The sequence below is a fragment of the Corallococcus sp. AS-1-6 genome (assembly GCF_020037015.1).
GTDB lineage: Bacteria > Myxococcota > Myxococcia > Myxococcales > Myxococcaceae > Corallococcus.
Genome location: NZ_JAIQDE010000018.1, coordinates 20,519 through 45,855 on the forward strand (window position 1 = coordinate 20,519; position 25,337 = coordinate 45,855).

Annotated in this window: 22 protein-coding genes; 8 read left to right on the forward strand and 14 right to left on the reverse strand. The window is 71.7% G+C overall.

Features of this window, described 5'->3' with window-relative positions; genetic code table 11:
- Positions 1 to 40: 40 nt before the first annotated feature.
- From K8612_RS23585 to K8612_RS23610, 6 genes are read right to left on the reverse strand one after another with little or no spacing between them, the layout of a single operon-like run.
- A complete protein-coding gene (locus K8612_RS23585; protein WP_223763947.1) occupies positions 41 to 1,051 on the reverse strand; it encodes an MlaD family protein in 1,011 nt (336 codons plus the stop codon).
- The gene (locus tag K8612_RS23590) at positions 1,044 to 1,787 is read right to left on the reverse strand and encodes an ATP-binding cassette domain-containing protein (RefSeq protein WP_223763948.1); all 744 of its coding nucleotides are present in this window, start codon (positions 1,785 to 1,787) and stop codon (positions 1,044 to 1,046) included. Before K8612_RS23590 ends, K8612_RS23585 begins: the two co-directional genes overlap by 8 nt.
- The gene (locus K8612_RS23595; protein ID WP_223742989.1) at positions 1,784 to 2,530 is read right to left on the reverse strand and encodes an ABC transporter permease; all 747 of its coding nucleotides are present in this window, start codon (positions 2,528 to 2,530) and stop codon (positions 1,784 to 1,786) included. The genes K8612_RS23590 and K8612_RS23595 overlap by 4 nt, the downstream gene beginning before the upstream one ends.
- Entirely contained in the window at positions 2,527 to 3,306 is a 780-nt protein-coding gene (locus tag K8612_RS23600; RefSeq protein ID WP_223742990.1) for an ABC transporter permease, read from the reverse strand. Before K8612_RS23600 ends, K8612_RS23595 begins: the two co-directional genes overlap by 4 nt.
- 19 nt (positions 3,307 to 3,325) lie before the next feature.
- On the reverse strand, positions 3,326 to 4,024 hold the full coding sequence (locus K8612_RS39345; RefSeq protein ID WP_306799712.1) for an ABC transporter ATP-binding protein: 699 nt from the start codon (positions 4,022 to 4,024) through the stop codon (positions 3,326 to 3,328).
- Between the two features lie 9 nt (positions 4,025 to 4,033).
- Positions 4,034 to 5,794 carry a putative metal-binding motif-containing protein gene (locus K8612_RS23610; protein WP_223763949.1) on the reverse strand — a complete coding sequence of 587 codons (1,761 nt, stop codon included), beginning with the start codon at positions 5,792 to 5,794 and terminating at the stop codon, positions 4,034 to 4,036.
- 331 nt (positions 5,795 to 6,125) lie between these two features.
- On the opposite strand from K8612_RS23610, the gene K8612_RS23615 reads away from it, so the two are divergent.
- Genes K8612_RS23615 through K8612_RS23625 form a run of 3 tightly spaced genes read left to right on the forward strand, consistent with a single transcriptional unit; the run spans position 6,126 to position 11,829 of the window.
- Positions 6,126 to 7,526, forward strand: coding sequence for a TolC family protein (locus K8612_RS23615; protein WP_223763950.1), 1,401 nt, complete (start codon positions 6,126 to 6,128; stop codon positions 7,524 to 7,526).
- A gap of 5 nt (positions 7,527 to 7,531) precedes the next feature.
- A complete protein-coding gene (locus tag K8612_RS23620) occupies positions 7,532 to 8,719 on the forward strand; it encodes an efflux RND transporter periplasmic adaptor subunit (protein ID WP_223763951.1) in 1,188 nt (395 codons plus the stop codon).
- A complete protein-coding gene (locus tag K8612_RS23625; protein ID WP_223763952.1) occupies positions 8,716 to 11,829 on the forward strand; it encodes an efflux RND transporter permease subunit in 3,114 nt (1,037 codons plus the stop codon). The genes K8612_RS23620 and K8612_RS23625 overlap by 4 nt, the downstream gene beginning before the upstream one ends.
- Before the next feature lie 22 nt (positions 11,830 to 11,851).
- Here K8612_RS23625 and K8612_RS23630 read toward each other — a convergent pair whose 3' ends face one another.
- A complete protein-coding gene (locus tag K8612_RS23630) occupies positions 11,852 to 13,612 on the reverse strand; it encodes a sensor histidine kinase (protein WP_223742996.1) in 1,761 nt (586 codons plus the stop codon).
- A 45-nt stretch (positions 13,613 to 13,657) separates the two neighbouring features.
- Positions 13,658 to 14,683 carry a calcium/sodium antiporter gene (locus K8612_RS23635; RefSeq protein WP_223763953.1) on the reverse strand — a complete coding sequence of 342 codons (1,026 nt, stop codon included), beginning with the start codon at positions 14,681 to 14,683 and terminating at the stop codon, positions 13,658 to 13,660.
- A 126-nt stretch (positions 14,684 to 14,809) separates the two neighbouring features.
- Here K8612_RS23635 and K8612_RS23640 point away from each other — a divergent pair, with 126 nt between their 5' ends.
- The 4 genes from K8612_RS23640 (at position 14,810) to K8612_RS23655 (ending at position 18,434) form a co-directional block, all read left to right on the forward strand.
- On the forward strand, positions 14,810 to 16,636 hold the full coding sequence (locus K8612_RS23640; RefSeq protein ID WP_223763954.1) for a glycoside hydrolase family 15 protein: 1,827 nt from the start codon (positions 14,810 to 14,812) through the stop codon (positions 16,634 to 16,636).
- Positions 16,637 to 16,770: 134 nt separating this feature from the next.
- Entirely contained in the window at positions 16,771 to 17,229 is a 459-nt protein-coding gene (locus K8612_RS23645; RefSeq protein WP_223742999.1) for a DUF2267 domain-containing protein, read from the forward strand.
- 319 nt (positions 17,230 to 17,548) lie between these two features.
- Positions 17,549 to 17,944: a hypothetical protein gene (locus K8612_RS23650; protein ID WP_223763955.1), complete on the forward strand. Its 396-nt coding sequence runs from the start codon at positions 17,549 to 17,551 to the stop codon at positions 17,942 to 17,944.
- Positions 17,945 to 17,954: 10 nt separating this feature from the next.
- The gene (locus K8612_RS23655) at positions 17,955 to 18,434 is read left to right on the forward strand and encodes an SMI1/KNR4 family protein (RefSeq protein WP_223763956.1); all 480 of its coding nucleotides are present in this window, start codon (positions 17,955 to 17,957) and stop codon (positions 18,432 to 18,434) included.
- Positions 18,435 to 18,452: 18 nt separating this feature from the next.
- Here K8612_RS23655 and K8612_RS23660 read toward each other — a convergent pair whose 3' ends face one another.
- Complete coding sequence (locus K8612_RS23660; protein ID WP_223763957.1) at positions 18,453 to 19,976, reverse strand: NAD(P)/FAD-dependent oxidoreductase; 1,524 nt, start codon at positions 19,974 to 19,976, stop codon at positions 18,453 to 18,455.
- 171 nt (positions 19,977 to 20,147) lie between these two features.
- Between K8612_RS23660 and K8612_RS23665 the strand changes: the two genes are divergently transcribed.
- Complete coding sequence (locus tag K8612_RS23665; RefSeq protein WP_223763958.1) at positions 20,148 to 21,017, forward strand: alpha/beta fold hydrolase; 870 nt, start codon at positions 20,148 to 20,150, stop codon at positions 21,015 to 21,017.
- A 7-nt stretch (positions 21,018 to 21,024) separates the two neighbouring features.
- Here K8612_RS23665 and K8612_RS23670 read toward each other — a convergent pair whose 3' ends face one another.
- The 5 genes from K8612_RS23670 to K8612_RS23690 all read right to left on the reverse strand — a co-directional run bounded on the left by K8612_RS23670 (position 21,025) and on the right by K8612_RS23690 (position 25,268).
- Positions 21,025 to 21,777 (reverse strand): hypothetical protein, encoded by a 753-nt coding sequence (locus K8612_RS23670; protein WP_223763959.1) that lies wholly within the window; start codon positions 21,775 to 21,777, stop codon positions 21,025 to 21,027.
- 71 nt (positions 21,778 to 21,848) lie between these two features.
- A complete protein-coding gene (locus K8612_RS23675; RefSeq protein ID WP_223763960.1) occupies positions 21,849 to 22,778 on the reverse strand; it encodes a hypothetical protein in 930 nt (309 codons plus the stop codon).
- Positions 22,775 to 24,736 (reverse strand): hypothetical protein, encoded by a 1,962-nt coding sequence (locus tag K8612_RS23680; protein ID WP_223763961.1) that lies wholly within the window; start codon positions 24,734 to 24,736, stop codon positions 22,775 to 22,777. The genes K8612_RS23675 and K8612_RS23680 overlap by 4 nt, the downstream gene beginning before the upstream one ends.
- Entirely contained in the window at positions 24,733 to 25,017 is a 285-nt protein-coding gene (locus K8612_RS23685) for a hypothetical protein (protein ID WP_223743005.1), read from the reverse strand. Before K8612_RS23685 ends, K8612_RS23680 begins: the two co-directional genes overlap by 4 nt.
- A complete protein-coding gene (locus K8612_RS23690; RefSeq protein WP_223743006.1) occupies positions 25,014 to 25,268 on the reverse strand; it encodes a hypothetical protein in 255 nt (84 codons plus the stop codon). Before K8612_RS23690 ends, K8612_RS23685 begins: the two co-directional genes overlap by 4 nt.
- Between the last annotated feature and the right edge of the window lie 69 nt (positions 25,269 to 25,337).

A 25,337-nucleotide genomic window follows, 5' to 3' on the forward strand; every position in this document is an offset into this window, starting at 1 on the left:
GTGATGGTAAAAGGCTAGAATGCAGCATCATCGACTGCACTTAGTCCTTCCACAAGACTTTCCACGGGTGCTTGCGCAGGTCCGTGACCAGGGTCTTCAGTTCGTCGTAAAGCGCCGGGTCCTTGAGCAGCGCGCCGCCGGTTCCTTCACCGGAGTCGAGCTGTCCCAGGATCCGATCCGCCTTGGTGGCGATCTGCTCCAACTGGCCCGCCGCCGCCGTGAAGCGCTGGAGGGCCAGCTTCACCTGCTGGCCGTCCTCGGGCGTCAGCGGGCCTGTCACCGCCGCCAGTCCGTCCAGGGTCGTTCCCGCGGACTTCGTCAGGCCGGGGAGGTCCTTTCGCATCAGGGCCGCCACCGCGGAGGCGTCATCCAGGAGCCTCGCGCCCTTGCCTCCAGGCTGCATGGATTCCTTGGCCAATTGGGCCAGTTGACGCAGGTCCTTTGACGCCGCCGCCAGCTCCGTGGCCAGGACCTTCACGTCGCCTTTGTTCTCCGTGAGCACCTCATCCAAGGTCCTCGCCAACCTGGACACATTGGCGGCCAGGCCCGTCACGGCCTCCGGGTCCTTCTCCAGCATGTCCGACAACAGCGTCACGAACTTGGAGAGCTGCTCCGACAGCAGATCCAGGCGCGGCGCATCCACGCCTCGCAGCGCCTCTGTCTCCGGCAGCGGCGCGTCCGCGTTGCCTGGGTTCAACTCCAGATAGGGTTCACCCAAGAGGCCCACCGTCCCCACCGTCACCCTGGCGTCCTGGCGCAGGGCGCTCCTCGCCGCAGGCTCCACGGACAGGTCCATGCGAACGGGGAGGGGACGGCCCTTCGCGTCCCTTCGGTCCGCCAGGAGGTGGATGGTGTCCACCTTGCCCACCTGGACGCCTCCCAGCTTCACCGGGGCCCCCTGCACCACGTTGCCCGTGTGCGCGAAGTCCACCTCCAGCCTGGCGCCCTGGCCCAGCGTCAGCTCTCCCATCAGCCAGAGCAACACCAGCACTCCCACCAGCGTCGCGAGCACCAGCGCCCCGACCTTCAACTCCAGCCGTTGCTCATCCATCCGTCGCGCCCTCCATGAACGGCGCTGTCAGCGTCCGCAGTTCCGGGGCAGGGGACTCCAGGAAGCCCTCCGGGCTCCCCAGGTACGCGCTGCGCCCCTTCGCCACCACCAACACCCGGTCCGCGATGCCTCTCAACTGCCGGTAGTCGTGCGACACCACCAGCGCCCCCAGGCCCTGCTCCTTCAACGACGCCAACACCGCCTCCACCTGCATCGCCGCCCTCCGGTCCAACCCTGTCGTCGGCTCGTCCAACAGCAGGTAGCGCGGCTTGAGCACCAACGCCCTCGCGATGGCCGCCCGCTTCTTCGCCCCGGGCCCCAGCTCCGGTGGCCGCCGGTCCGCCCACTCCTTCAGGCCTACCTTCTCCAGCGCCGTCTCCACGGCTTCCTCCGGGGCGCCCGGATCCGCGAGGCGCACGTTCTCCCGGAGCGTCCTCCAGTCCAGCAGCGCGGGGCCCTGCACCAGGTACGGCGCCCGGCGGCGCAGCGTCACCAGCGCCCGCTCCGGCTGCGTGTCCACCCGCTCCCCGAACAGCGTCACCTTGCCGGCCGCCGGCTTCAGCAGCCCCACCGCCAGCCGGCACAGCACGCTCTTGCCGGAGCCGCTCGCTCCCGCGATGAAGGTCAGCTCTCTCGTGGAGACCCGCGCGCTCAGGCCCTCCAGGACGCGGCGGCCCGGCTCGAAGGCGATCGCCACGTCCTCGAAGAGCAGCGTGTCCGGACCGGTGTCATTCACAGGCGCACGAACTGGAACGCAAGCGACACCGTCAGGTCAATCAACAGACATCCCAGACTGGCCGCCACCACGCCCTGCGTCGTCGCTTCTCCCACCGCCTCCGCGCCGCCCCGGGCGTTCAGCCCCGCCACCGCCGCCGCCAGCGGGATGTACAGCCCGCAGCCCACGACCTTCAGCCCTCCCACCAGCAGGTCCCACCCATCCACGTACCTCGCGTCCATGAACGCCCGGCCGTCGATGTTCAACGCCACGCTCGCCACCCCCACCGCGGACGCCGTCGCCGCGATCGTCCCCAGCACGCTCAAGAGCGGCACCCCGACCAGGCCCGCCACCACCCGGGGCGCCACGAGGTCCGCGTAGGGATCCCCCGCGGACATCTCCAGCGCCTCCACCTGTTCGTTCACGCTCATCGTGGCCAGCTCCGCGGAGTGGCTGGCCCCCGCTCGCGACGCCGTCAGCAGCGCCGACACCGCGGGGCCCAGCTCCCGGATGAGCATCTCGAAGTAGGCCGGGCCCAGCACCGCCACGTTGCCGATCAGCTTCTTCGCCTGCGCGTTGGCGATCATCACCAGCACCGCGCCGAAGAAGGCCATGCCGGACGTCACCAGCCACACGCTGCGCCCGCCCAGTTCGTGCACCTGCGCCAGCGTTTCGCGCCACGAGATGCCCTCCCGCGCGCCCGCCCGCACCGTGCGCGCCAGCATCACCCCCGGCGCCCCGAAGAAGGTCAGCACCCGCTTCATGCCAGCCACCGGGACAGCAGCGTCGTCAGCACGAAGTCCAACAGGAAGATGGCCGCGCAGCCCAGCACCACCGCGCTCGCCGCGGCCTCGCCCACGGCGCGGGCGCCTCCCTTCGCCCGCAGGCCCACCGCCGTGGACACCAGCGAGATGGCCAGCCCGAACGCCCCCGTCTTCACCACGCCCCCCAGCAGGTCGGAGGGGCTCAGCATCTGCGCGAACGTCCCGAAGAACACCCGCACCGGCAGGTCCAGCGTCAACTTCGCCGCCACCGCCTCGCAGAGGATGGACACCAGGAACGTGAACGTGCTCAGCGCGAGCATGCTCAGCTCCATCGCCACCACCCGGGGCGCCACCAGCAGCGCGAACGGATCCAGGCCAATGCCTCTCAGGCCCTCAATCTGTCCGCCCACCTTCAGCGTGGCCAGCTCCGCCGCGTTCCTCGCGCCGATCCGCGCCGACATGATCAGCCCCAGCAGCAGCGGGCCGAACTCCCACAGCACGCCGTAGCCCGCGGCCCACCCCAGGAAGGCCCGGGCCCCGAAGCGCTGGATGTAGAGCGCCGCCTGCACCACCACGATGACGCCCGCCAGCGCCGCCGTCGCCAATGCCAATGGAAGCGACCCGTAGCCGAACTGCACCAGCCCCCGCGCCAGCTCGCGCCGCTCCAGCTTGCGCAGCCCCCAGGCCGTGCGGCCCGCGACCAGGGCCAGCGCCCCCACGCCGCCCACCGCCCGCATCGCCGAGCGTCCCAGCCACGACAGGGCGGCGGTGCTCACGGGTGAAGAAACCGCGGAGTCATGCGAGGGCCTCGTCCGGCGCGCGCTCGAGCTCCGGCGCCGGGGCCCCATCGTGCACCAGTCCGCCGCTTCGCAGGTACAGCCAGCGGGGCAGGGGAAGGTCCACCGGCGCTTCCGGCGCCGCCACCAGCAGCGTCCCCTGGCCCGCGACCTCCAGGAGCACCCTCGCCACCTGACGCGCCGTGCCGGGATCCAGCCCCGCGAACGGATCATCCGCCAGCAGCACCGCCGGCCTCGCCGCGATGGCCCTCGCGAGCCCCGCGCGCTTCTTCATGCCGCCGGACAGCCGCTCCGGCAACGTGTCCGCCGCGTCCGCCAGCCCCACCGAGCGCAGCACCGCGTCCGTCCGCTCGCGGGCCTCGTCATGCGGCACGTGGCGCCGGAGCAGCGGCTGCATCACGTTCTGCCGCACCGTCAGCGAGTCGAAGAGCGCGTCCGTCTGGAACACGAAGCCGAACGACGCCTGCCGCGCACGCCGCTCCGGCGCCGAGAGCCCCGCGACGTCCTGCCCGTCCCAGGTCACCCGTCCGGCGGAGGGGCGCAGCAGCCCCGCGAAGGCCTTCAGCAGCGTCGTCTTGCCCGACCCCGAGCGCCCCAGCACCAGCGCCTGCGTGCCGGGCGGGAGGTGGCAGTCCGTGGGCTCCAGCACGGTCCGCGTGCCGTAGCGGAGGGTCAGGGCTTCGGCGCGCAGGTCCATGGTGGGCGCTCAGCGCGTCGTGACGAAGCTCGCCGCCGCGCCGCGGTCTCCCGTGGTGACGACGCCCGTGGGCGTCTTCCCGTCCAGCGACCGCAGCGCCCGGGCCGGGGCGTTCACGTCGGTGTAGACGACGCTCCAGTCGCTGCCGTTGAAGAAGAGGACGGAGCCTCCGTTGGCGCCCGCATCGGTGGTCGCCACGTAGACCGCCGTCCTCCCAAAGGCCACGACGTCCTGGAGGCTGCGGGTCGAATAGGCCGCGGGCACGGGCTTCATCGCGCTCCACACGCCGTTGACCCGCTCGAGCGCCATTCCGTTGTCGCCCACGGCATAGGCATCGCTCGCGTTCACGACGTGGACGCCTCGCAGTTCGCCCGTGAGCGCCGCCGGCAGCGCCTCCTCGCTCCAGGTGGAGCTCGCCACGTCGAACCGGAACGCGACGGGCGTGCTCGCGTTCCTGCTCCCCACGGCCAGGAGCGTGTCCAGACGGCCCGCGGCGCTGATGGCGCGCAGGCTCGCCGCGACGGCGTTCGGCTGCGTCTGCTCCGGAGCGGCGGGTGGGGTCCACCGGAAGCTCCTGCCGCCCCCTGTCACGCCGTAGAGGGTCGGCGGTTCCGAGGGGTTCTCGATGCCGACCAGGCCGTTCATCACCTGGGGGACGTTGTGGGTCTCCGTCGTGCACTCGGTCGCGCTGGGGGTCACCCGCGCGAAGCGGCCGGCGGTGCCCTTGCCGCCCGCGAGGAACAGCTCCCCGGAGGCCGCGACCCACGCGGCCTTCCAGTCCCCGTCGCAGGGGATGAGCCGCTCCCCCGTGAAGTCCATCTGGGACAGGGCCAGCTTGCCGCCGTCCCCCGCGACCCAGAGGTTCGCCGTTCCATCCGTCGCGGTCGCCTTCCAGTTCGTTCCGTCCGTCACCACGGGCGTCCGCCAATCCAGGTTGCACGCCAGGCCATTGTCGGCCCCGCCGCTGCAATCGTTGTCGATGCGGTCGCAGACCTCCGTCAGGCCGGAGGCGCGGAAGCGGGAACTCTCGTCACAGTCGGAGGACTGGGGGCTCGCGCCCTCGGGAATGGGGCCGCACCTCCCGCGCACCTCCGTGCCGGCCCTTCCGTCCCCGTCCGTGTCCACGTAGTAGACGGGCGGCGTGGCGGTGCTGGTGCAGGCGACGGCGCCCGCACCGTCGCATGCCTTCACGCCCTGGCAGTCGAGCGCGTTGACGCACGTCCCGCCCACGTCGAACGACTCGTCCTTCACGCCATCGCAGTTGTCGTCCTGGCCATCGCAGCGGAACTCCGCCTGATCCGGGTGGACGTTCAGGTCCCGGTCGTTGCAGTCACCCGCGCGGGAAGCGGTCAGCGCGGGCCCCTCGCAGGCCACCCTCCGGGGCGGCAAAAGCCCGTTGCCGTAGCCGTCGCCATCATCGTCCGCGTACCAGGGCGTGGGGCCCTTGCGGGCGGGGTCGGTGTCGTCGCAGTCCGTGCCCTGGTCCTCCCTGCGCACGAAGCCGTCGCCGTCCGCGTCCATGGCGCCCAGCAGCAGCTCCACCGGCGTGATGCCGTCCTTCGCGAGGCTCGCGGCGGCCTCCGCGGTCGCCACCTGGGCGCCCTCGCAGGACTGCTCGTACGCGCGGGCCAGGAGCGTCACGTCGTGGCTCCAGCCGGCCTGCCGGAACACCGCCACGGACAGCGTCCCCGGAGGCGCACCGGCGGACACGTTCACGGTCTTCGTGACATGCCGGGAAACCTCCGCCTGATCCGTGACCGTCAGGGTCACGCACCCCGGCCGAAATCCTTCGTAATGAAGCTTCACGCTCAGGGCCGCGGACTTGAGCCCATCACCCTTGGAGCACCCCGCGAGGACGCTCGCGAGCACAGCGACCAGGAATAAACGCATCGGACACGCATTCTGGGGCGCGCCCGCACCCCGAGTAGGGCGATGTCGCCACCCGTCGACATTTCAACCCGAGAGCCTTCTTCCTCCGACCCTTAGTCCGCCGCGCGAGGCATCGTCCAGACACGCTCCGCTCATCAGCCCCGGGATGACGGCTTCCGTGTATAGGGGCCGCTGACCTTTCAACACTGGCCCGCTCCACCGCACCTGCCTTATGCCCACCGTCCGCCGTGCCCTCCTCGCCGCGCCCCTGGGTGCCTGCCTCTGCGCGCTGGCCCCGGACGCCTCCGCCCAGACGCCGCCGGCCCCGTCCCCCGCGCCCGCCACCGAGTCCCCCGCCAGCGCCTTCCCCAAGCCGCCGAAGCCGGACGCGTCGGCCGCGCCGCTGACCCTGGAGCGCGCCGTGGAGCTGGCCTCGCGGAAGAACGAGGCCGTGCTCGCGGCGGGGCAGTCCGCGGAGGCCGCCCAGGCCCGCGTCGCCCGCGCCCGCGCCTTCTTCCTGCCCACCCTCACGGCCACCGGCACCTACACGCGGCGCCTGCGCGAGTCCACGCGCGAGGTCGGCGGACAGACCGTCGTGCTCCAGAAGTTCAACGCCCTGGGCGCGGTCTTCTCCGGCCGGGTCGCCCTGCTCGACGCGCGCGGCTTCCCGCTCTACAAGGCCGCGAAGCTGGAGAGTGAAGCGTCCAAGCTGGACGCCGTGGAGACGCGCCGCCAGGTGGCCTTCAGCGCCGCCAACGCCTTCCTCGTCACCCTGGCCAACCAGCAGGTGTACCAGGCCGCCGAGCAGCGCCTGGCCTACGCGAAGCAGAGCCTGGCGGACGCGCAGGCCCGCGCCAGCGCCGGGCTCGCCAGCACCAACGACGTCACCCGCGCGGAGCTGGAGCTGGCCACCGCCGAGTCCAACCTCGCCGCCGCCCTGGGCACCGCGGAGACGAGCCGCCTGGAGCTGGGCTACCTGCTCGTGGAGCCCGTGGACGGGGAGCTTACGCCGCCGGAGCCGCTGCTCGCGGACGCCGCGCGGCCCACGCCGCCCCTGGAGCTGCTCACCCAGGGGGCCACGGACCGGCGGCCGGACATCCTCTCCGCCCGGCTGCGCGTGCGCTCGCTGCGGGAGAGCGCGAAGGAGCCGCTCGCGCGCCTGCTGCCGTCGCTGGGGGCGAGCGCCCAGTACCGCCTCACCAACGAGGCGGGCCTCAACGGCAACGTCGGTGACGGCTTCCTCGCCCTGGACCTCACCTGGACGCTCTTCGACGGCGGCGCCCGCTACGCCGACCGCGACGAGCGCGTGGCCATCGCCAACGTGGCGGAGCTGAACACCCAGGCCGCGACGCGCCGCGTGCCGGTGGACATCGAGCAGGCGAGGGTGAACCTGGAGACGGCGCGGGCCGCGCTGGCGCAGAGCGAGCAGGCGGCGAAGGCGGCGCGGAAGAACGCCGCGGAAACAGGCATCCTCTACCGCCAGGGCCTGTCCACCGCGCTCACCCTGGCGGACGCGTCGCTCAGCCTCTTCGAGGCGGAGGTGGCGCTCGCCCAGAACCGCTACGGGCTGGGCGTGGCGCTGTTGGGCCTGCGGGCCGCTGTCGGACTGAATCCATTGGGGAAGGAACCGTGAAGGCAATGCAACGCACTGGAGTGCTGGCCCTGTCGCTGGCCGTGCTGGCCCTGGCCCCTGGCTGCAAGAAGGACGCGCCCGCGCAAGGCGGCAAGGGCGCGGGGCGGGGCCCCACCCAGTTCCCCGTGGAGGTCGCGCCCGTGGAGGCGCGCGACGTGGAGTACGCCGTCAGCGCCGTGGGCGCGGTGGAGGCCTTCGAGAGCGTGCAGATCACCGCGCGCGTCCCGGGCGCCCTGGAGCGGGTGTCCTTCGCGGAGGGCCAGACGGTGAAGAAGGGCGACACGCTCGCGGAGATCGAACCCGCGCGCTACGCCATCGCCGTGCGCGCCGCGGAGGCCGCGCTGCAGAAGGCCCAGGCCGCGCTGGTGGAGGCCAGGGCCGGCGCCCAGCGCCGCGCGGAGGTCAACGCGCAGAGCCCGGGCCTTTTGCCAGCCGAGCAACTGGAGACGTACCAGGCTCGCGCCGCCACCGCCCAGGCGGACGTGGCGGCCGCGAAGGCGGCCCTGGATCAGGCGCAGCTCAACCAGCGTGACGCCTACGTGCGCGCCCCCATGGACGGCGTCCTCCAGACGCGCACCGTGCAGACGGGCCAGTACGTGCAGCCGGGCGTGGTGCTGGCCACGCTGCTGCGCCGCGAGCCGCTGCTGTTGCGCTTCAACGTGCCCGCGGCGGACGTGACGCGCATCCAGCCGGGGATGCCCGCGCGCTTCACGGTGCGCTCGGACGGCGGTTCGTACGAGGCGAAGATCACCTACGTGTCCGCGAGCGCGGACACGCAGAGCCGCATGGTGGCGGTGACCGCGGAGGTGACGGGCGAGGCCGCCCGGAAGCTGCGCCCGGGCGCCTTCGCCACGGTGAGCGTGCCGGTGGAGTCGCGCGGGGACAGCCCGGTGATCCCGCAGACGGCCATCCGCCCCAGCGAGCGCGGCTTCCTGGCGTTCGTGGTGACGGACAACAAGGCCCGCGAGCGCATCCTGGAGCTGGGGCTGCGCACGCCGGACGGGCGGGTGGAGGTGAAGGAGGGGCTCAAGCCCGGTGAGACGCTGGTGGTGCGCGGCGCGGAGGCCCTGCGCGACGGCGTGGCCGTGCGCGTGGAGGAGGCCCGCCCGAAGCCGAAGGTGGGCGGCGAGCAGCCCCCGGCCGAGGCCCGCGGCGACTCGAGCACGAACGCGGGCGCGGGGGGCCGGCCATGAGCATCACCGACGTCTGCATCAAGAAGCCGGTGTTCGCCTGGATGATCATGGCGGCGACCATCATCTTCGGACTGGTAGCGGCCCAGCGCATCGGCATCAGCCAGTTCCCGGATGTGGACTTCCCCACCATCAACATCTCCGTGTCGTGGGAGGGCGCCAACCCGGAGGCGGTGGAGTCGGACGTCGTCGAGCCCATCGAGGAGGCCGTGACGCAGGTGGAGGGCGTCAAGAGCATCACGTCCTCCGCGCGCCAGGGCAGCGCCAACATCACGGTGGAGCTGGACCTGTCGCGCAACGTGGACCTGGCGCTGCAGGACGTGCAGACCAAGGTGAGCCAGGCCCAGCGCCGGCTGCCGCTGGACATCGATCCGCCGGTCGTCTCCAAGTCCAACCCGGAGGACCAGCCCATCATGTGGCTGGGCGTGTCCGGGCCGTTCTCCCAGCAGGTGGTGAGCGACTTCGCGCGCTACCGCGTGAAGGAGCGCCTGCAGACGGTGCCCGGCGTGGGCGAGGTCATCCTGGGCGGCCTCCTGGAGCGCAACGTGCGCATCTGGGTGGACGCGCAGAAGCTGGACGCGCACGGGCTCACCGTGACGGACGTCATCGGCGCGCTCCAGCGCGAGCACGTGGAGCTGCCCGCCGGCCGCATCGAGACGCAGGGCCGCGAGGTCAACGTGCGCTTCATGGGCGAGGCGCTGGACCTGGAGACCCTGGCGAACGTGGCGGTGCGCGAGGAGGACGGCCGCGCCGTGTACCTGCGCGACGTGGCCATCGTGGAGGACGGCTTCGAGGACGAGCGGCGCCTGGCGCGCGTGGACGGCGAGCCCGCCCAGGCCATGGGCATCAAGAAGCAGCGCGGCGCGAACGCGGTGGCGGTGGCCCAGGCGGTGCGTGAGCAACTGGCGCAGCTCCAGAAGGAGCTGCCGGAGGGCATGCGCGCAAGCATCAACTTCGACTCGACGCAGTTCATCGAGGAGAGCGTGCACGAGATTGAGTTCGAGCTGCTGCTCGCGTGCATCCTCACCGCGTTCGTGTGCTGGGTCTTCCTGGGGTCGTTGTCCAGCACGCTCAACGTGGTGCTCGCCATCCCCATGTCGCTGTTGGGGACGGTGGCGGTCATCTACTTCCTGGGCTTCACGCTCAACACGTTCACGCTGCTGGGCCTGGCCCTGGCCGTCGGCATCGTGGTGGACGACGCCATCATGGTGCTGGAGAACATCTTCCGGCACGCGGAGGAGGGCAAGGACCGGGTGAGCGCCGCGCGCGAGGGCACGGCGGAGATCACCTTCGCGGCGCTGGCGGCGACGCTGGCGGTGGTGGCCATCTTCCTGCCCGTCGTCTTCATGAAGGGCATCATCGGCCGGTTCTTCCTCCAGTTCGGCGTCACGCTGTGCGTGGCGGTGCTGCTGTCCTACGTGGAGGCCATCACCCTGGCGCCCGCGAGATGCGCGCAGTTGCTCAAGACGTCGCGCGAGCACCGCAGCCGGGTGGGCGTGGTGGTGGACAAGGCCTTCTCCAAGCTGGAGGCGCTGTACGCGCGGGCGCTGGGCTGGGGGCTGGTGCGGCCCTGGCGCGTGCTGCTGGTGGCGGTGGCCATGCTGTTCCTGAGCGCGTTCGCGTTCAAGGCGCTGCCGGGCGAGTTCGTCCCGTCGCAGGACCAGGGGCGCATGTCCGTGCGCCTGCAGACGGCGGTGGGCAGCAGCCTGGAGGAGACCAACCGCATCTTCCGGCGCGCGGAGGCCTTCGTCGCCAGCCGTCCGGAGGTGTCTCGCGTGTTCCTGGTGGTGGGCACGGGCGGGGCGACCGTGAACTCCGGCTTCATGAACCTGACGCTGCTGCCGGCGGATCAGCGCATGCCGCAGGCGGAGTTCGCGCAGGTGCTGCGCAAGGAGCTGAACAGCTACCCGGGCCTGCGCGCGGTGGTGCAGGACCTGTCCCAGGCGGGCTTCACCGCGCAGCGCGGCTTCCCGGTGGAGTTCAGCGTGCGCGGGTCGGACTGGGACAAGCTGGTGGAGGCGAGCCAGTCCCTGCGCGAGCGGCTCCAGGCGTCCGGCAAGGTGGTGGACCTGGACACGGACTACCAGTTGGGCCAGCCGGAGCTGCGCATCACCCCGGACCGCGCTCGCGCGGCGGACCTGGGCGTGCCCATCCAGGCGGTGGCGTCCACGGTGAACGCGCTGGTGGGCGGCGTGCGCGTGGGCAAGTACAGCAGCGGCGGGCGGCGCATCGACGTGCGCATGCGGCTGCTCGCGAACCAGCGCTCGCGGCCGGAGGACCTGTCGCTCTTGAAGGTCCGCACGGCGAACAACGCGCTGGTGCCGCTGTCTTCGCTGGTGTCGCAGGAGGAGCTGCCCGCGCTGCAGGCCATCACCCGCCGCGACCGTGAGCGCGCCATCAGCCTCTTCGCCAACGTGGCGCCGGGGTCGAACCAGGAGGAGGCGCTGGCCACGGTGGAGTCGCTGGGCAAGGACCTGCCCGGCGGCATCCGCGTGGTGGCGGGCGGCGCGAGCGTGGCGTTCCGCGACTCGATGAGCAGCCTCATCTTCGCGCTCTTCCTGGGCATCGCCGTCGCGTACATGGTGCTGGGCGCGCAGTTCAATTCGTTCCTGCACCCGGTGACGGTGCTGACCATCCTCCCCCTGTCGGTGGCGGGCGCGTCGTTCGCGCTGCTCGTCACGGGGAACACGCTGAACATCTTCAGCATGATCGGCCTGCTGCTGCTCATGGGCATCGTGAAGAAGAACTCCATCATCCTGGTGGACTACGCGCTCCAGCAGCGCGAACTGGGCGCGGACGCGATGCAGGCCATGCTGCGCGCGGGCCCGGTGCGCCTGCGGCCCATCCTGATGACGTCCACCGCGACGATGATGTCCGCGGTGCCGGCGGCGCTGGCGCTGGGCGCGGGCAGCGAGACGCGCGCCCCCATGTCCATCGCGGTGCTGGGCGGCCTGTCCGTGTCCACCGTCTTGAGCCTGCTCGTGGTGCCCGCGTTCTACGTCGTCGCGGACCGCATCAAGACGCGGCTGGGCGACCGGCTGCGCAGGGGGAAGGGCGGGGACGACGACGCGCAGGCCGTCCACGACGCGCCCCGGCCGGTGCCGCACGGGTAGCCAGCCCGGGTCGCGGCCCCCGCTACGTGGCGGCGCCGCCGGGCGGGTGACGGGGGAGGCTGACGAGGAAGGTGGTCCCCCGGCCGCGCCCCTCGCTGCGCGCCTCGATGGTGCCGCCGTGGGCCTCCACGATGGCACGGCAGATGTAGAGCCCCAGCCCCAACCCCCGGATGCTCCGGGCCTCCACCGCGCGCGAGTAGGGCGCGAACACCTCCTGGAGCTCCTGGGGCTGCAGCCCGATGCCCTGGTCCACGACGCGCAAGTCCACCGTGTCCGCGGTCTGGCTCAACGCCACCGTCACCGTCCCGCCCTCCGGGCTGTACTTGATGCCGTTGCCCACCAGGTTGGTGAGCACCTGCCCGACGCGGTCCGGATCAATCTCCGCCCCCAGGTGCTCCGGCCCCTCGTACACGAGCACATGGCCGGCCGCCCCCTCCTGCTGTTCCTCCAGGACGTCGCGCACCACCTTCGCCACGTCGCTGGGCTGCCGGAACAGGGTGAAGTGGCCTGTCTGCAGCCGGGACACGTCCAGCAGGTCCGACACCAGCCGCTCGATGCCCGCCGTCTGCCGGCCCAGCCGCGCGAGCATCCGCTCCCGGGCCTCCGGCGTCTGCCGCGAGGGGGAGCCCAGCAGTTGGGTGGCCAGCGTGAGCGGCGTGATGAGGTTCTTCAGGTCATGGGCGACGGCGGAGATGAACCGCTCCCGCCGCTCGCGCTCCGACTTCAGCTCCGCCGCCATGTGGTTGAAGGCGTGGGTGAGCTCGTCCAGCTCGTCCCCGGTGCCCAGGCGCGACGGCGGGATGGGCGTCCATTCCCCCCGCCCAAGGGCCCGGGCGTGCTCCACCAGCCGGGATGCCCGCCCGCTGAGGTAGGCGGCCAGCGTGTACGCCCCCGCGAGCACCAGCAGCGCGATGGCGGTGAAGGCCGCGAGCTGGAGCCGGCGCACGCCGGCCAGCTCCTCGAAGGCCTCCTGCGTGCCCCACGTGACGCCGACGAGCCAGCCCTGCCGTGGGGTGGGGACGAGCGCGGCGATCCGCGAGTCCTTCAGGAAGATGCCCTGGAAGTCCGTCGTGAGGACCGGCGTCCCGGCGGAGAGGGCCTCCTGGATGCGCGGCATGCCGGAGAGGTCCCGCTCCGGCCAGGAGGACTCCAGGCGCCCCGTGTGGAGGACGAGCCGGCCGAGCGAGTCCGTGACGAACAGGGCCTGACCGGGGCGCAGCTCGATGTCGAGCATCCGCTGGGAGACCCGGTCCAGGCGCAGGCTGACGGTGACCACGCCCACCAGCTTGCGGGTCGCGTCGAGGATGGGCGCGGCGGCGATCACCGTGGGCTGCTTCGTGCGCCGGCCGACGATGAGCGGGGAGACGCCTGCCTCCTTGGTCTGGAGGACGTGCTGGAAGTAGGGGCGGTCCAGGATGCCCTCCGCTGTCTCCGGCCAGGGCATGGCGGAGGTGATGGGCTGGCCGGAGACGTCGAACACGGCCACGTTGAGCAGGTCCTCGCGCAGGCGCACCAGGTCCGCCAGGGAGCGCCGGAACTCGCCCGCGCGCAGGTCCTGCCCTGCCGCCCCCACGGCGAGCGTCTCCGCCAGGCGCATGGCGTCACCCAGCGACGCGTCGATGAGCAGCCCGGCCATGGTCGCCGTCTGCCCCATGCTGTTGAGCAGTGAGGCCCGGCGCATCTCATACCCTTCCTCGATGCCCAACAGCAGCAGTCCCAGCAGCGGCACCAGGACCAGACAGACACCCAACGTCAGTTTGGCGCGCAGGCGGATGCGGAGCATCCATTGCAGGTACCCACCGGCCGTGGTCCCGCCAACCGCCCGGCGTCAGGGGAGGGCCGCCGGGGAGGCGAGCCCCAGCCAGAGCTGCCAGCCCATGAAGGCCAGGTACAGCACGAACAGCAGCAGGCCCTCGGGCCGGGTGATGGTCCAGTCGAAGGTGATGGACAGCGGGAAGAGCAGCAGGGTGAAGCCCAGCACCGCCAGCAGGATGACGGTCCCGCCCGGCGGCAGCGGCACGGTGCGGATGAGCGCCGCGGTGCCCAGGATGAAGAGCAGGTTGAAGATGTTGGAGCCCACGATGTTGCCCAGGGCCATGTCCGACTGGCCGCGGCGCACGGCCATGAGGCTGGTGACGAGCTCCGGCAGCGTGGTGGCCACGGACACGACGGTGAGCCCCACCAGTTGCTGGGACAGGCCCAGCGACAGGGCCGCCCCCACCGCGCCCTCCTCGCCCAGGTTGCCCCCGAAACCCAACAGCGCCAGCCCGCCCAGCACCATCACCGTCGCCAGCGGCCAGGACATCAAGGGTTCGCGCCGCGCCGCCTCCGAGACCTCCTCCGCGAGCGGCGCCCCCACGCGCACGGGCTGCCTCGCCGCGCGCAGCAGCATCCCGACGAAGCCCGCGAAGCCGCACAGCAGCACCGCTCCATCCATGCGCGTCAGCCCCAGCGGACCCTTCTGGCCCAGGGCGCCTGGCAGCCAGCACAGCGCCAGCAGCAGGCACACGGTGCCCAGGAGCACGGGCAGCTCTCGCCGCAGGAGCGACGATTGCACCTTCACCGGGCGCACCATCGCGGACAGGCCCAGCACCAGCCCGACGTTGGTGAGCGACGAGCCCGTCATGTTGCCGAACGTCAGGGCCGTTGCCCCGCTGGACGCCGCGGCCACGTTGAGCGCCAGCTCCGGCGCGGACGTGCCGAAGGCCACCAGCGTGAGCCCGACGGTGAGGGGAGGAACGCCGTGGCGCTCGGCGAGCGCCACCGCCCCCCTGACGAGCAGGTCTCCTCCCAGCAGCAGCAGCACCACGCCCGCGGCGAAGAGGCCCAGCGATTCGGTGATTCCCGGGGTCATCGCCCCCCTCATAGTCCAACCGGCGTCCGGCGCGGAGCGCATCCGTGTCCGCCGGGCTGGCCGCCGGGGGGCGCTCCCGCCCCGGGGCGCGTCCTCCGGGGATGTCCATCTTCCCATCGGACGACCATGGCCCTGCGCATCGAGGACTACGCACTGATAGGTGACACCCAGGCCGTGGGGCTGGTGGGGCGGGACGGGTCGCTGGACTGGCTGTGCCTTCCGCGCTTCGACTCGGGGGCGTGCTTCGCGGCGCTCCTGGGGACGCCGGAGCACGGGCGCTGGTTGATCGCTCCCGTGAATGGGGACGCCGTCCAGTCGCGCCGCCGCTACCGCGAGGGGACGCTCGTCCTGGAGACGACGTTCACCACGCCCGAGGGAACCGTGCGCCTCGTCGACTGCATGCCGCCGCGCGGGCGCACGCCGGACGTCGTCCGCCTGGTGGAGGGCGTGGAGGGGCGGGTGCCCATGCGCATGGAGCTCGTCCTGCGCTTCGACTCCGGCTCCGTGGTGCCCTGGGTCCGCAAGCGGCCGGGCGGAGGGCTGCTGGCGGTGGCGGGGCCCGACGCGGTGACGCTCGACACGCCCGTGGCGACGCGCGGCGAGGGGCTCACCACCGTGGCGGACTTCACCGTGGCGAAGGGGGAGCGCGTCCCCTTCGTGCTGACCTGGTTCCCGTCGCACGAGGAGCCGCCGCCGAGGCTCGACGCGGCCCGGGAGGTGGAGGACACCACCGCGTGGTGGCGCGAGTGGTCCGCCCGCTGCACCTATCAGGGGGAGTGGCGGGACGCGGTGCTGTCGTCGCTCATGGTGCTCAAGGCGCTGACGTACGCGCCCACGGGCGGCATCGTCGCGGCGGCGACGACGTCCCTGCCCGAGTGGCCCGGCGGGGTGCGCAACTGGGACTACCGCTACTGCTGGCTGCGGGACGCGACGTTCACGCTCCAGGCGCTGCTGCACGCCGGCTACCGGGAAGAGGCCGCGGCCTGGAGGGACTGGCTGCTGCGCTCCGTGGCGGGCGACCCGTCGAAGCTGCAGATCATGTACGGCGTCGCCGGAGAGCGGCGGCTGACGGAGGCCGAGGCGCCCTGGCTGCCGGGCTACGAGGGCTCCGCTCCCGTGCGCCTGGGCAACGCCGCCGTCCACCAGTTGCAGTTGGACGTCCCCGGCGAGGTGATGGACGCCCTCCACCAGACGCGGCGGGGCGGCCTGGCGCCGGAGGATGTCGCGTGGTCGATGCAGAGGGCGCTGCTGCGGTTCCTGGAGGGCAACTGGGAGCGCCCCGACGAGGGGCTCTGGGAGGTGCGTGGCCCCCGTCAGCACTTCACCTTCTCCAAGGTCATGGCGTGGGTGGCCTTCGACCGGGCGCTCAAGGGAGTGGCGTCCTTCGGCCTGGACGGACCGGTGGCGCGGTGGCGGCACCTGTGTGATCGCATCCACGCGGAGGTCTGCGCCCGGGCCTGGGATGGCCACCGGCGCGCCTTCACCCAGGCGTACGGCTCGCGGAAGCTGGACGCGAGCCTGCTGCTGATGCCGCAGGTGGGCTTCCTGCCGGTGACGGATCCGCGCATGCGCGACACCGTGGCGGCCATCGAGCGCGACCTGCTGCGCGACGGCTTCGTGCGGCGCTACGCGACGGACTCCGAGGACAGCGGGGACGGGCTGCCCGGGGGCGAGGGGGCCTTCCTGGCGTGCTCGTTCTGGCTGGCGGACTGCTACGTGCTCATGGGCCGCGAAGCGGACGCGCGCGCCCTGTTCGAGCGGTTGCTCGCGGTGCGCAACGACGTGGGGCTCCTGTCCGAGGAGTATGATCCGGTGGGCCGGCGGCTGCTCGGCAACGTCCCCCAGGCCTTCTCCCACGTGGGGCTCATCAACACGGCGCTGAACCTCACGCCCGGCCAGCCCACCCCCGCGCTCGAGCGCCCCAGCGAGCCCACGGGGCCGTCCTGCCGGTGACGGGGAGTCGCAGCGGTGGCCCGCCCGCCCGCGCGCCCCTGGCGCCGGTGGACGATGCAGGCGCGCTGGCACATGCGCAGCCTCTTCGGAACCACGGCCCCGTCCCGGGGCCCTGAACCTTCGGAGACGCTGCCATGGCCTCGACTGTTCCTCCCGACACCCACGCCGTGCCCGTCAAGGAGCGCGACGAGTCGCTCGAGCTCCAGCCGTTCCTGGACGAGATCCAGGGCGACGCCGTCATGCACACCCAGGGCCTGGAGGCCCGGGAGGCGGCGAGCGCGGTGTTCTGCTCGCTCGCCCGGCGGCTGTCGGACGGGGAGGACGTGAAGCTCTACCGCGCGCTGCCCGGAGGCATCGGCGCCATCCTGGGGGCCTGCTCGGTGCACCGGGGTCCGTCGCGCGCCAAGCGGATCGGCCGCGACGAGTTCATCACCGACGTGGCGGACCACCTGAACATCAAGCCGGACCAGGCCTTCCGCGTCGTCACCGCGGTGTTCACCGCCGTGCGCGACCGCATCCCGGAAGAGGAGGTCGCCGCCGTGGCGTCGCAGTTGCCCGCGGACCTGGGCGACCTGTTCAGAAGGCCCGTCTGACCGTCGGGCAGGTTCCAGGAGCGCACTCCTCCGCGGAGGTTAACTTTCACCGCCCCCCGTGCTGACATGCGGCGCGATGCCAGCCTCGCAATCCTTCTTGCGCACCGGGTGCTCGGTCGCGGTCGCCGCACTGGTCGGGTGCGGCTCCGCTACCGTCAGCGGGGGAGGTAGCCCGGCACGGGCAAAGTGGGTCAGCCCCATCGTCAGCACTCCGGACGGCGGGCAACTCCGCACGACCATCTACTACGGGCCCTGGCAGTGCAGCGCCGAGTTCCTCTCCCGCTGCGAGTCGAAGTGCGCGGCGCAGGGCCACGCCCTCATGGGCTGCATGTGGCTGGCCGACATCAAGGGCGACTGGCAGGGGCGATACCTCTTCATGCCCGCGGAGGCCGGTGGCCGCCTCGCCATCACTCACTGCTGTTGTGACTATCGTGCCGCGTCCAATCTCAAGCAGTTGCGCACGCACTGGAACAAGGCGCGTCCTGGCTTCCGCGAGGACTGGGCACAGGAGTTCGGCGCGTGGCCGGCAGGCAAGGACCCCTGGCCGGGCCACCACATCTTCGACCTCGCGCACGGAGGCCCGGCCACCGCGCCCGGTAACATCCTCCCCACGCCTCCAGACGTGCACGACCTTTTCAACAAGGAGTATCCCGCCTGTTATGCGCCTGGCGGCAAGTGGCTTACCCCCGGCTCCGCGCGGCCCTATGTGGACTGAGGACGGCACCATGACGACGCTCATGCGGCGCCTTCTGGCTGAAGTCTCCGCTAGCCACTTCCCCAACCCTCCGGCCACAGATGCGCAGGTTGAGGCCTTCGAGGCACGTGTAGGCTGGCCACTGGACGATGACCTGCGCGCCTTCTATCTGCACTGCGACGGCGCCACGCTCTTTGCTCCGCGAGAGAAGGCGCCCAACTACCGCATTCTCCCGCTCGATGAGATTGAGCGCGCCCGCGTCAAGATGAGGCACGAGGACACGGACACCTATGGTCCCGCCTCCTGGTACACCCTGCTCTATCTCCAGGACGGCGACTACATTCTCGCGGACGTCTCGCGGCAGGTGGACGGGCGATACCCGCTGCTCGATGCCTTTCACGAGACGTTCCCGGATCCGGCGGAGACCCGGCAGATTGCCGCGTCGTTCAGCGAGTTCCTGGAGAGGGCGCTCGCCAGTGGCGATGACTTCTTCTGGCTGGACGCGGACTGACCCCCGTATCGCACGAGCTCAGCCGCGGGCCGACCCCGGGAGCAGCGCCTGTCCCGGGGCGGCGCTTCCGGAACGCTTGAACTCCATGGCTTCGTCGTCCACGCGGCCGTAGCGCATCATCACCAGGTCGCGCACGTAGTTCTGGTACAGGCGCCACGGGGCGCGCGTGCCCTGGCGGGGCAGGGCGTCCAGCGCGCGCTGCACGTAGCCGGAGCTGAAGTCGAGCACCGGCTCCGGCGTCATCGCAGGCCCCGTCACGCGGGGCACGCATTGCGTGTAGCCATGCTGCTTCATGTGGTTGAGCAGGCGGCAGGTGTACTCGGCCACCAGGTCGCACTTCAGGGTCCACGACGCGTTGGTGTACCCGAAGGCCGCGACCAGGTTCGGCACGTCGCTGAACATCATCCCCTTGTACGCGAGCGTCCGTGACACCTGGACGGGCTCGCCGTCCACGGTCAGCGCCAGGCCGCTGAGGATCTTCACGTTCAGCCCCGTGGCCGTGACGATGAGGTCCGCGTCCAGGTGCGCGCCCGAGCGCAGCTCGAGGCCCGTCTCGGTGAAGGACTCGATGTGGTCCGTCACCACGGAGGCGCGCCCCTCGCGGATGGCGCGGAAGAGGTCGCCGTCCGGGGCGACGCACAGCCGCTCGTCCCACGGGTTGTAGCGGGGCGCGAAGTGCGTATCCACGTCGTACGCCTTGCCGAGCGCGCGCCGGACTCCCAGGCGAAGGAGCCACTTGAACAGCCGCGGCCGGCTGCGCGCGAGGCGATAGAGCAACATGCCGCGCACGACGTTCTTCCAGCGCGCGACCGCGTAGGCCGCGCGCCGGGGGAGCACGGCCCTCAGCGCCCGGGCGACGCCGTCCTCGGCCGGCTGGTCCGCGATGTACGTGGGCGAGCGCTGCAACATGGTGACGTGCGCGGCGCGCCCGGCCATCGCGGGGACCAGCGTCACCGCCGTCGCGCCACTGCCGATGACGACCACGCGCTTGCCGCCGTAGTCCAGGTCCTCCGGCCAGTGCTGCGGGTGCACGACGCGGCCCTGGAAGCGCTCGGTGCCGGGCCACGAGGGCGTGTAGCCGCTCGCGTAGTCGTAGTAGCCGGTGCAGGCGTAGAGGAAGCCGCACGTCATGCGGACGGGCGCGCGCTCGGGACCCACCTCCACGTCCACGGTCCAGCGCGCGTCCACGGAGGACCACTCCGCGCGCGTGACGCGGTGGTGGTAGCGGATCCGCTGGTCGATGCCGTACTCCGCCGCGGTCTCCTCGATGTACGCCTTGATGGACGGCCCATCCGCGATGGCCTTGCCCCCCAGCCACGGCCGGAACCGGTAGCCCAGCGTGTACATGTCCGAGTCCGAGCGGATGCCCGGGTAGCGGAACAAATCCCACGTGCCGCCCATGGACCCGCGCCCCTCCAGGATGGCGTAGCTCAGGGTGGGGCAGCGCGTCTGCAGGTGGTACGCGGCGCCGATGCCCGACAGGCCCGCGCCGATGATCAACACGTCGACGTGCGAGGACGGCTCGGCGGAGGACAGGGGCATCACGTGACTCCTCTGGGTCCAGAAAGGTACCCAGCCTATGCGCCTGTTGCACGGAGGTCGCAGGGGAGATGGGGGCCAGCACCCGCGCCGGTCCCCACGAGGCACGTCCTTGCCCGGTACGGAGGTACATGCTAGCCGATAGGTTTTCAGGCGAAGCAGCTCCCGAGGGCCATGGCACGCTCGACTCCGCATCGCATCCGCTGCGCCGATGGCTTCGAGTTGCACGCCACGCTGCACACCCCCGAAGGGCCTGTCCGAGGCGCGGTGCTGGTGCATCCCGCCACGGCCATGCCCGCGAACATGTATTTCGCGTTCGCCGCGCGGCTGGCGGACGACGGCTTCGCGGTGGTGACCTACAACTACCGGGGCGTGCACCCCTCGGGCGTGGCGAAGCGGACGCGCGCCGGGTTCCTCACCTGGGCGGATGAGGACGTGGGCGCGGTGACGGGCTGGGCGGCGGAGCGCTACCCGGGGCTGCCGCTGCTGGCCGTGGGACACAGCTTCGGCGGCCACGCCATTGGGCTGAGCGCGAGCAGCCAGCGGCTCACCGCGGCGGTGATGGTGGCGACCCAGGCCGGGAGCCTGCGGTTCATCCGGTGCCTGCGGGAGCGGCTGCTGGTGAGGATGTACCTCAAGCTCATCGGGCCGCTGTGCGCGCGGTTCCTGGGCTACATGCCCTATGCGCGGCTGGGGCTTGGCGAGGACGTCCCCGCCCGGGCCGCCCTGGAGTGGAGCCGCTGGGCGTCGCTGCCCCGCTTCTACTTCGATGATCCGGGCGTGGACGCCGCGGCCCGCTTCCGGCGGCTGAGCATGCCGGTGCTGTCCATTGGCCTGGACGACGACGCCTGGGGGCCGCCCGAATCCATCGACCTGGTCTGCGAGCACCTCACCGGCTGCGCCGTGGAGCGCCGGCAGTTCTCGCCCGCGGACAGCGCCGGCCAGGGCATCTGCCACCTGGGCTTCTTCCGCGAGCACCACTCCGCCACGCTCTGGCCCACGGTGGTGGAGTGGCTGCGCCGTCACGCCCCCGCGCGCGGCTGAGCGCCGCTCACGAAGCGGACGTGTCCGCCGCGTCGTCGCCCATCTCATCCTCGCCGTCGGACATCAGCTCGTCCTCGTCGTTCAGGTGGATGCGGTAGGCGATGGGCGCGTGGTCGATCATCGTCCACTGGTTGTAGCCGGGAAACGGGGGCATGGCGTCGATGCGGCTGATGTCCTCGGACTTCCACAGGTAGTCGAGGATCTGGGTCCGGAACCCGCCCGTCTCCGAGACCTTTCCGAAGGTGGCCTGGAGCCGGGGGTGGACCGGCTCCCAGTCGTAGAGGTCCGCGATCTCGTCCTCCAGGCTCTGGGAGTCGCCGGGCTGCGCCTTGTCGAGGCGGGTCCAGGGGAAGTTCATGTCGCCGATGAGCACCGCGGGGTTGGGCTCCGTGTGCAGCTCGGTGATGTCGCCGAAGATCTCCTCGGGGGCCTTGTCGGAGTTCGCGATGATGTGGACGCCCCCCACGGTGAGGTCCCGCAGCCGCACGCGCACCATGGGCCGGCGCTGGCTGACGCCGACGATCTCGATCTCCGGGTTCAGCTCCTCCTGCCACATGACGATGAAGGAGCACGGGCTGGCGTTGTCGTTCCGGTCTCCCGCGGCGATGTAGCGCGCCCGGTAGCCGCCGGCCGAGCCGAGGTACTCGGCCAGCGCGCCTCCTCCCTGCGACACCTCCGACAGGAAGATGAGCGAGGGCAGGGCCTGGTGGGCGTTGGCGGTCGCGATGATCCACTGGAGGATCTGCTGGCAGCACCACATGCAGCGGGCCTGGGGTTCCAGGTTTCGGGACCGCAGACCGCTGGCCCGCTGCGTATTCCAGTACGCGACGATCACCCGCGGCCCGCCATGGCCCGGGGCTGGAAGGGGCGGGCGGCGACGCGCGTGCGGGGGAAGCCCGGGCGCGCCGGGTTCAGGGCCTTCTTCGCGGCGCCCAGCGTCGCAGGGTCGGAGACGTTGTAGGGCCCCTGCATCACCACTGGCGACAGCCCGTTGACGATGCTCGAGAGCACCACGCCGTCCGGAGAGAGCACGCTGACGATGTCCATCAACTGCCACTTGATGACCATCTGCGTGTAGCTCTCGGTGGCCGTCAGCGTGTCGGAGACGTAGGCGGTGTACTCGGTGCTGAGCGAGACCTCCTGGAAGCTGGTGGAGCTGGCGGAGAGGCTGGCGGAGAGGCCCACGGACATGGGCCCCCAGCCCGCGCTCGCGCTGGCGCCGAGCGAGGCGGAGACGGTCTCCGTGCTCGAGGACGTCTGCTGCATGTTCGACGTGGACGTGGTGCTGACCGTCTGCGTCTCGCCCGGGGCGATGGTGTAGGACTCGGGCAGCCGCCGCCAGTACTGCTCCCGGATGGTGCGGTTGCGGTTCTGCAGCAGGCCCGCGGCCACGAGGACGCGCGGGGAGTCCGGCGGGATGATGACCTCGGAGGTGGGCTGCGGAGGCAGGCCGATGTCGTTGGGGGCCACCATGGAGTTGGGGCCGAAGAAGACGCTGGGCGTGCTGGAGGTGATGGAGCACAGGCCGATGAACGAGCCCGTGTGGCGGCAGGACCAACTGATGTAGTCCCCGTTGGCCACCCAGAAGTTGACCGCGTAGCCCGCGGGGACGACGCCCATGGGGCAGCGGGACGCGTCCTCGGCCAGGTAGAAGAGCTGCGCGTCCACGGGCAGGTTGTTCCAGAAGCGCAGCGAGCGCATGCCGCCGGTAGGGGCCGAAGCCAGGGTTCCCGCGAGGGCCTGCTGGTAGAGCGTGTTCATGGACGGCCTCCGCCCTGGGAGAGCGCGTCCTCGAAGAGGCGCGCCCACTGCAGGGCAATGGTGTCCCACCGGAGCGTGGGACGGGTGGCGAGCGCATGGGCGGCCCGGGAGCGGGCCTCCAGGTGCGCACGGTCTTCGTACAGCCGGGTCAGCGCCGCCGTCAGCGAGTCCACGGACGGCACGTGGGCGTCGGTGAGGATGCGGGGCTGGCACAAGGTCAACGCGACGTCGAGCAGCTCGGCGCTGCCCGCCCAGAGCTCCCCGGGCGCGGTGTGGCCGGGCACCACCTGCGCGGCGCCGGTGGCGGCGTGCTCGAAGGCGACGAGCCCCCACCCCTCGCTGCTGGAGGTGTTCACGCCCACGTCGCACGCGTTGTAGACGTGGTTGAGCTGGGCGAGCGACAGCCGGGGCGCGAAGCGCTGGTCCGTGCTGATGATGAGGCGGTCGGTGACGCCGAAGCGCGCCCCCAGGCCGCGCACGTCCCAGCCCACGTCCTCGGTGCCCATGTGCAGGTAGAGCCGGGCGTCGGGGCGCTCCCGCGCGAACGCGGCGAAGCCCCGCACGGTGAGGTCGATGAGCTTGCGCGGCTGGTTGCGGTTGGCGTTCAGGACGATGAAGGCGTCGTCCAGCGCGTCCGTCCCGAACAGCGCGGCGCGGCTGGCGCGGCGGGACGCGACGAGCGACGGCCCCGCGGGCGTCAGCGGGCGGAAGACGTCCGTGTCGACGCCGTGGGGGATGACGTCCACCCGGGGCCAGGTGGGCGCGGGGGTGAGCCTTCCGGCGGCGGCGCTCAGCTCGCCCTGGCCAAACGCGGTGTACGCGACCAGCCGGTGGACGCCCTGGAGCCCCGCGAGGAAGGCCGGGCTCAGCGGCCCGGAGTCCACGGGGCAGTAGGCCACCAGCCGGTGGCGTCCGGGCACGCGGCCGAGCGCGCGGACATGGTCCCCGAGCACCCAGATGTCGTTGACGAGGAAGACGAGGTCCGGCTCCAGGCGGGCGCACAGCTCCGGCAACTGGCTGACGCCGCGCGCGTCGATGGCCGGGTGGAGCGACCAGGGCAGGTCGTGGTCCCCGCCCGCGTACTTGATGCCGAGCTGGTGCACGTCGTAGTCGTGCGCGAGGCGCCGGAAGATGCTCTCGGTGACCCGGCTGAAGCCGGTGGGGGCCACGGCGTCACCCACCACGAGGATGCGCGGGCGGCTCCGGCGACCGGCGGCCGGCGGGGAAGTCCCGGGCGCGTCCGCGGCGCACGCACGGCGCTCCTCCGCGCGCCGCCGCACGGCCTCCAGCACGCGATCTCCCAGGACCCGGTGCCGCTCGCTCCGGCGCCGCGTGAGGACCTCGTCGCGCGCCCGGAGGAAGGCCTCGTCGAAGGTGACGGTGTCGGGCAGGGCGAGCCCGGGATAGAGGCTCCGCAGCGACGCGGGCAGCGCCAGCTCGTCCATCACCAGGTCGTCGAAGTCCACGACCAGGCCGGGGATGGACTCCAGCGCCTCCTGGGCGTCGAGCAGGCCCTCGATGAGGGCCTCATCCGGATCCTCGCGGCGCACGCCTCGCGCGGGATAGGTCCAGCCCCGGTCCCCCATGGCGAGCGCGACGTCCGCGATGGAGCGGTGGATCCTCAGCACGCGGAGGGCGCCGGGTTGGCGGAGCGCGGCGGAGACGACGAAGGGCTGGGTGACGTCCTTGTAGGCCCAGCCCGTGGGGCGCACCAGGTGCGCCAGGTGCTCGCGGGCGGCCTCGAAGGCGGGGCCGTCCGACGGGCGCAGGAAGTGCACCGCCGCGGGGTTGGACGCGAAGCCGAAGCGCTCCAGGTTGAGCACCTCGCCATCCGTCACCCAACCGGGGGAGGAGAGGCGCAACAGCTCGCGCGCCCACTGCCAGGTCGTGGAGGACAGGGAGCGGGGCAGCGACACCAGGAACAGCGACGGCGTCTCTGGAGCCGGTGGCGCGCTCATCCCTCGTCGAAGACGGTGTAGAGCGCGCCGAAGGTGAGGGTGACGTCCGAGGAGAAGGTCGCCGTCCCGGAGATGGCCCGCGCCCCTCCGGAGGGGAAGAGCTGCATGAAGTAGCTCTCACCCGCGCCGCCGGAGAACGTCGTGGTGACGTCGGTGGACGCGGACTTGGAGACCTGCACGTCCTTCACCTGGGTGGGCGGCTGCCCCTGGGAGAGCTTCCTGATGCTCGCCTGATAGGTCTGCCCCGGCAACGGCGTGAAGACGACTCGCATCCCGCTCATGGCGTCTGCTCCGAGGTGAAGACGATGGACACATCCGTCTGGGGGGCCAGCGCGGGGGACACCATCGTCGTCGCGTAGGCGGAGCAGGAGTAGGTGGCGTAACCCGACACCTGGAAGACCCCGCTCATCCCGGTGACCTGCCCCGAATAGACGCGGGTCGGGGCGCCGCCGGCGCTCTGATAGCCGTTGATGATGACGGTCACAGGCGCGTTGGCCTGGTTGCGAAAGACGACGCGTACAGGGTTGGACATCCGGTCTCCGGCGGCGCCGACTTCACGCACGGTATGACAGCATCGGGCGAAACGCCTGGCGTTGCAACG

What these genes read in the sequence shown, in the direction of transcription:
- K8612_RS23585 (WP_223763947.1), bottom strand. Translation starts at nt 1,051, where the DNA reads ATGGATGAGCAACGGCTGGAGTTGAAGGTCGGGGCGCTGGTGCTCGCG.
- K8612_RS23595 (WP_223742989.1), bottom strand. Translation starts at nt 2,530, where the DNA reads ATGAAGCGGGTGCTGACCTTCTTCGGGGCGCCGGGGGTGATGCTGGCG.
- K8612_RS39345 (WP_306799712.1), bottom strand. Translation starts at nt 4,024, where the DNA reads ATGGACCTGCGCGCCGAAGCCCTGACCCTCCGCTACGGCACGCGGACC.
- K8612_RS23615 (WP_223763950.1), top strand. Translation starts at nt 6,126, where the DNA reads ATGCCCACCGTCCGCCGTGCCCTCCTCGCCGCGCCCCTGGGTGCCTGC.
- K8612_RS23620 (WP_223763951.1), top strand. Translation starts at nt 7,532, where the DNA reads ATGCAACGCACTGGAGTGCTGGCCCTGTCGCTGGCCGTGCTGGCCCTG.
- K8612_RS23625 (WP_223763952.1), top strand. Translation starts at nt 8,716, where the DNA reads ATGAGCATCACCGACGTCTGCATCAAGAAGCCGGTGTTCGCCTGGATG.
- K8612_RS23630 (WP_223742996.1), bottom strand. Translation starts at nt 13,612, where the DNA reads ATGCTCCGCATCCGCCTGCGCGCCAAACTGACGTTGGGTGTCTGTCTG.
- K8612_RS23635 (WP_223763953.1), bottom strand. Translation starts at nt 14,683, where the DNA reads ATGACCCCGGGAATCACCGAATCGCTGGGCCTCTTCGCCGCGGGCGTG.
- K8612_RS23640 (WP_223763954.1), top strand. Translation starts at nt 14,810, where the DNA reads ATGGCCCTGCGCATCGAGGACTACGCACTGATAGGTGACACCCAGGCC.
- K8612_RS23645 (WP_223742999.1), top strand. Translation starts at nt 16,771, where the DNA reads ATGGCCTCGACTGTTCCTCCCGACACCCACGCCGTGCCCGTCAAGGAG.
- K8612_RS23650 (WP_223763955.1), top strand. Translation starts at nt 17,549, where the DNA reads ATGGGCTGCATGTGGCTGGCCGACATCAAGGGCGACTGGCAGGGGCGA.
- K8612_RS23655 (WP_223763956.1), top strand. Translation starts at nt 17,955, where the DNA reads ATGACGACGCTCATGCGGCGCCTTCTGGCTGAAGTCTCCGCTAGCCAC.
- K8612_RS23660 (WP_223763957.1), bottom strand. Translation starts at nt 19,976, where the DNA reads ATGCCCCTGTCCTCCGCCGAGCCGTCCTCGCACGTCGACGTGTTGATC.
- K8612_RS23665 (WP_223763958.1), top strand. Translation starts at nt 20,148, where the DNA reads ATGGCACGCTCGACTCCGCATCGCATCCGCTGCGCCGATGGCTTCGAG.
- K8612_RS23670 (WP_223763959.1), bottom strand. Translation starts at nt 21,777, where the DNA reads ATGTGGTGCTGCCAGCAGATCCTCCAGTGGATCATCGCGACCGCCAAC.
- K8612_RS23675 (WP_223763960.1), bottom strand. Translation starts at nt 22,778, where the DNA reads ATGAACACGCTCTACCAGCAGGCCCTCGCGGGAACCCTGGCTTCGGCC.
- K8612_RS23680 (WP_223763961.1), bottom strand. Translation starts at nt 24,736, where the DNA reads ATGAGCGCGCCACCGGCTCCAGAGACGCCGTCGCTGTTCCTGGTGTCG.
- K8612_RS23685 (WP_223743005.1), bottom strand. Translation starts at nt 25,017, where the DNA reads ATGAGCGGGATGCGAGTCGTCTTCACGCCGTTGCCGGGGCAGACCTAT.
- K8612_RS23690 (WP_223743006.1), bottom strand. Translation starts at nt 25,268, where the DNA reads ATGTCCAACCCTGTACGCGTCGTCTTTCGCAACCAGGCCAACGCGCCT.